The organism is Anaerobacillus arseniciselenatis (assembly GCF_001865995.1).
Classification (GTDB): domain Bacteria; phylum Bacillota; class Bacilli; order Bacillales; family Anaerobacillaceae; genus Anaerobacillus; species Anaerobacillus arseniciselenatis.
Genome location: NZ_MLQQ01000033.1, coordinates 1 through 4200, shown reverse-complemented (window position 1 = coordinate 4200; position 4200 = coordinate 1). Strand labels below are relative to the sequence as shown.

The 4200-nt window shown below is 35.3% G+C and carries 3 protein-coding genes; all 3 read right to left on the bottom strand.

Annotated features, from left to right (window positions below; translation table 11 throughout):
- Positions 1 to 265: 265 nt before the first annotated feature.
- Genes BKP35_RS12405 through BKP35_RS12395 form a run of 3 tightly spaced genes read right to left on the bottom strand, consistent with a single transcriptional unit; the run spans position 266 to position 4064 of the window.
- Positions 266 to 1480 (bottom strand): Ger(x)C family spore germination protein, encoded by a 1215-nt coding sequence (locus BKP35_RS12405; protein ID WP_169819217.1) that lies wholly within the window; start codon positions 1478 to 1480, stop codon positions 266 to 268.
- A complete protein-coding gene (locus BKP35_RS12400; protein ID WP_071313677.1) occupies positions 1477 to 2571 on the bottom strand; it encodes a GerAB/ArcD/ProY family transporter in 1095 nt (364 codons plus the stop codon). The genes BKP35_RS12405 and BKP35_RS12400 overlap by 4 nt, the downstream gene beginning before the upstream one ends.
- Positions 2568 to 4064, bottom strand: coding sequence for a spore germination protein (locus BKP35_RS12395; RefSeq protein ID WP_211274627.1), 1497 nt, complete (start codon positions 4062 to 4064; stop codon positions 2568 to 2570). Before BKP35_RS12395 ends, BKP35_RS12400 begins: the two co-directional genes overlap by 4 nt.
- Positions 4065 to 4200 lie beyond the last annotated feature (136 nt).

The following is a 4200-nucleotide window of genomic DNA, read 5'->3' as shown; positions in this document are numbered from 1 at the left end:
ATACAAAACGCGCATGAAGAAACATCGTCACCATCTAATATGGAAAATGGAGTGGTTTACTTTCCAACAAACCAACTAACTGACCAACCAACTAACCAACTCCTACGAAAAATATATGAAAAAAGGTAATACTACAAGGCTAATCGCAAGGATAATTAGAAAAAAAGAAGCAAATTTCTTTTTTTCTTCCCATACAATCTTTGTGTAAACGATTGTATAATAACAAAGATATAACCCTATTATAATTAAAATCGATTCCATTAAATCAACCCTTTACTTCTTCCATATCAGTAGGTGCCAGTTGCTTTCCAAATTCCTTAAACTGCAAATCTACTTCAAAATGAACTTCGGCATACGGATAGTTTTCCATCCATCGATATTGTTCATATTCCCTATTTGTTAAGAATGTACGCCTCGCAGGTAAAGACCAGCGAAATGGTTCGGCCTTGAATTCTTTTTGCGTTTTTCGAATAAACGTATTCACCTTTGCTTCAATTACGCTTTTAATGTGCATTTTTAACACTTCTTGCTTTTCTAAATCTTCTACATAGTCGATGTCGCTCTCTATCGATAGCACTTCTAGCCTTAATGGTGTCCTCACGTGAATTACAGGTGCTCTTTTTTTTGTATTTATAGTAATGTTAGAGCCTTCTTCAGCTAGAAATCTCACCGTGATCTTATATTCCTCATCTATTGGATCAGGGTAGCTTGCGATCATTTTTTCAATTTCTTTTTTAGGGCGAAGTAACAATGAAAACCTAGTTTCTTCTCCTGTTAGGCTGCCAATCATCTTTCCTTCCTTGATGACAGCACTACCAACTGTTTGCGTTGGGTTACTTCCTTGAATTCTAACTTCACCTGGGATGTAATCATCTTCTTGTCCAACACCTGCTTCTTCTTGAACGGTTGTGCTGTATGTAGCTAAAAATACTCCACTATCCTCTTCCATACGGTGAAACAAACTATGTAAAGTGGAATCAGGAACTAGGCCCGTATCTTCCCAACGATCAGTCATTAGTTCGAAAAATTTATGCGGCCTCGTTTCAAGAGTAGGCTCATTATTCCTCATAAAATCACTTGCTTTCTCTTTGGAAACAATGAGGTTTACCTTTCTACTTAATTGTCGTTCGCGTATTGCCGGTTTTATAAAATTTACAAACTCATCTCTTCTCGCAAACGTTTCACTAACGATCAACACTTTCGTGTGCGTAAAAACAACTTCTCTCGAAACGAAAGCAACAACCAAATCTCTCGCCGAAAGAAAGTCTGGAGCACGAATAGAAATAATATCAGAAATGACATCATCCTCTCCAGCTTCTTTAGGATTGGCAATTTGATACGTAACTAAAAAATCATCTCCCTCTCCTTCATCTATTCCTATCGCAATTACATAAGCTAATTCATCTATCTCATGCCGATCCCAACACCCTAACATTAAAACTAATATACAACAATGAACGATTAGCAACGTTTTTTTCAATACGCGCTTCTCTCCTTCCATTTCCAGACAACCCACAATAGGATCGGAAAAGAGTTAATAATCATCCAGCCACTCTCGATGACAATTTTGTTAAAGTAATTCATGACAACAATTGGATTTTCAGGGATAATCCCTAACATCACAATTAAACCGCTAAACGGCAAAAGTAAAGGTTCAAACTCCTCTAGCCTAATCATATAAGCAAAAATTAGTGTTGTAATATAAAGCAATGCTGCAAAACGAATCACAGAAGCTACGATCCAAACAGCTAAAAAAATACTATCATAGTTAGCTAAAACAGCATTTAATTCAATAATTCTCGTTAATTGTTGAAAAGGATAAGCAATACTTTCAATACTCGGGTAATCAAACGCCATTACAAAAACAGCTAAAATGAGCGAAAATTGAATCGTAACAAATAAAATTCCGATAAATGAGCCAATTTTAAAATCTTTATTTGAGCGAATAAACGGATACAAAAAAGCTAATAAAAATAACTCCCCGTAGGTAGCACTATGCTTTATACTATTTGTTATTAATGTTGGTAGTCCTGGCCCTAATACCGGGAAAATAAAATCTACGTGTAAAATTGGAAAAGCTAAAAGTATCGCTATCAATAAAAATAAATTTAATGCAGGGTAAAAAAGCCAAGTAGTTCTCCCAACCGCTTCTAAACCACGATTAGCAATAATGTAACTAGCGAACATTAACAGTAAGTAAATCATTATTTTAGGTGTTATTGGATAAAAAAGCGTTCCTACTATATCTACAGTACTTCTACTCGACAAAACTAAACTAGAAAAAGAATACAAAAAAATAAGCAAGATTAACAAAAAACCTACCCATTTACCAAGTAATGAATAAATGATCTCCACTAAATGCTTTTCTTGATGAGCTTGTAATATTTTATAAAGTAGAAAAAATGGGAGAATGATGACGAACAGAAAGAACATCGGCATCATCCAAGTAGCATTTTCACCAACTTTAAATAAATACATTGGTGTAGAACCAGTAGTCTTAATTAATATTAAAATTAAAACGAGACCAAAAAATTCTCGCGACCCTATTTTACCGTCAGTAGGCTTAATCATTGTGAAGAATTCCCTTCTGGACGTGTTGACCTTTTAAAATTTTTACGACTCACGTAAAACGGACGCAACCACATTTTCCAAAGCGGTGGTCTTATTAAAGTGTCTTTCGACGAGCGATAATGTGGGGAAATTGGAGCAAAAAAAGGAACTCCAAAAGATTTTGCCGTTGAACAGTAGGCAATTAGTACTGTTAAACAAGCAGCTACTCCAAATAACCCCATCGTTGCGCCAAAAAACAAGAAAACAAAACGCAATAAACGAATAAAAAAACTAAAACTAATATCAGGAATAGCAAATGACGCTAGCCCTGTAACAGCAACGACTATAACTAAAATAGGGCTAATAATATTTGCTTCAACGGCCGCCTGTCCTAAAATTAGTGCACCTACAATCCCGATTGTCGGTCCAATCGCAGAAGGAATTCGGACTCCTGCTTCTCTTAATAGCTCAAAAGCGATTTCCATAATAATAACTTCGACAATCGATGGAAAAGGGACTCGCTCCCTCGTAGCCGCAATTGATAAAACTAAATCAGCTGGAATCATTTCTACATGAAAATTTGTAATAGCTATATATAAACTAGGAACAAGTAAAGCTACAAAAATAGCAAAAAAGCGAACGCAGCGAATAAAGTTCCCGTAAGCCCAACGTTGATAATAATCTTCTGCTGTATGAAAAAAAGACCAAATCGTAACTGGAACGACTAAGCAGGCTGGTGAATTATCCATAATTAAAACGATATGCCCCTCTTGTAAAAAAGCCGCAGCACGATCGGGTCTCTCTGTATAAAGAATGCTCGGTAGTAAAGAGTAAGGCCGTTCCTCGATGTGTTGCTCAAGTATCGAAACCCCTTGCAAACAATCGACATTAATCTCATCAATTCTCTTCTTTACCTTCTCAACTAAATCATGATTAACAATGTCATTTATATACAGCATCGAAATAACCGTTGATTTTTTTTTACCTACAGTTAACGACTCCGTTATAAGGTGTTCATTATGAACTTGCTTACGAATTAAGGAACGATTTATAAAACCAGACTCTACAAAACTTTCCATCGGACCTTTTAATACATTTTCACTTTGTGGTTTTTCAACACCCCGATGCTCAAAACCCGCTGTAGTAATGCTTAAGGCAACAGCTTCGTTATCGATAAAAATGATTGTATTTCCTCGTAAAATTTCAATTTTTGCATCATCAAGCGCTTCAATTTTTTGAACATCTTTATTTACTAATATTTCCTTTCCGACAATTTCACTCAATGAACCTTTGCCATAAACACCTTCTTTTTCAATAAGTGGGCGAATCACCGTCGTTTCTATACTCTCAAAATTAACCATTCCATTTAAATAAAGAAGAGCGACATCACATTTTAATGAAGTTAAATAAACATATCTAACTTTGAAATCTGAATTTAGATCGGCTGAAAATACTTGCCTTAATGCTTCGACATTTTTATTAAGATTTTTATGAATCACACTGTTATTCTCCACTTTTTTCAAGCCACCTTATCGTTACCTTCTCTTACTATGACCGGAAAAAAACGGAATTATGTAAAGTGAACAATCATTGTTACTTTTAAAGACATTTTTATAGTACAAATAAGAGGGTGGGACAAAACAAAGTGTC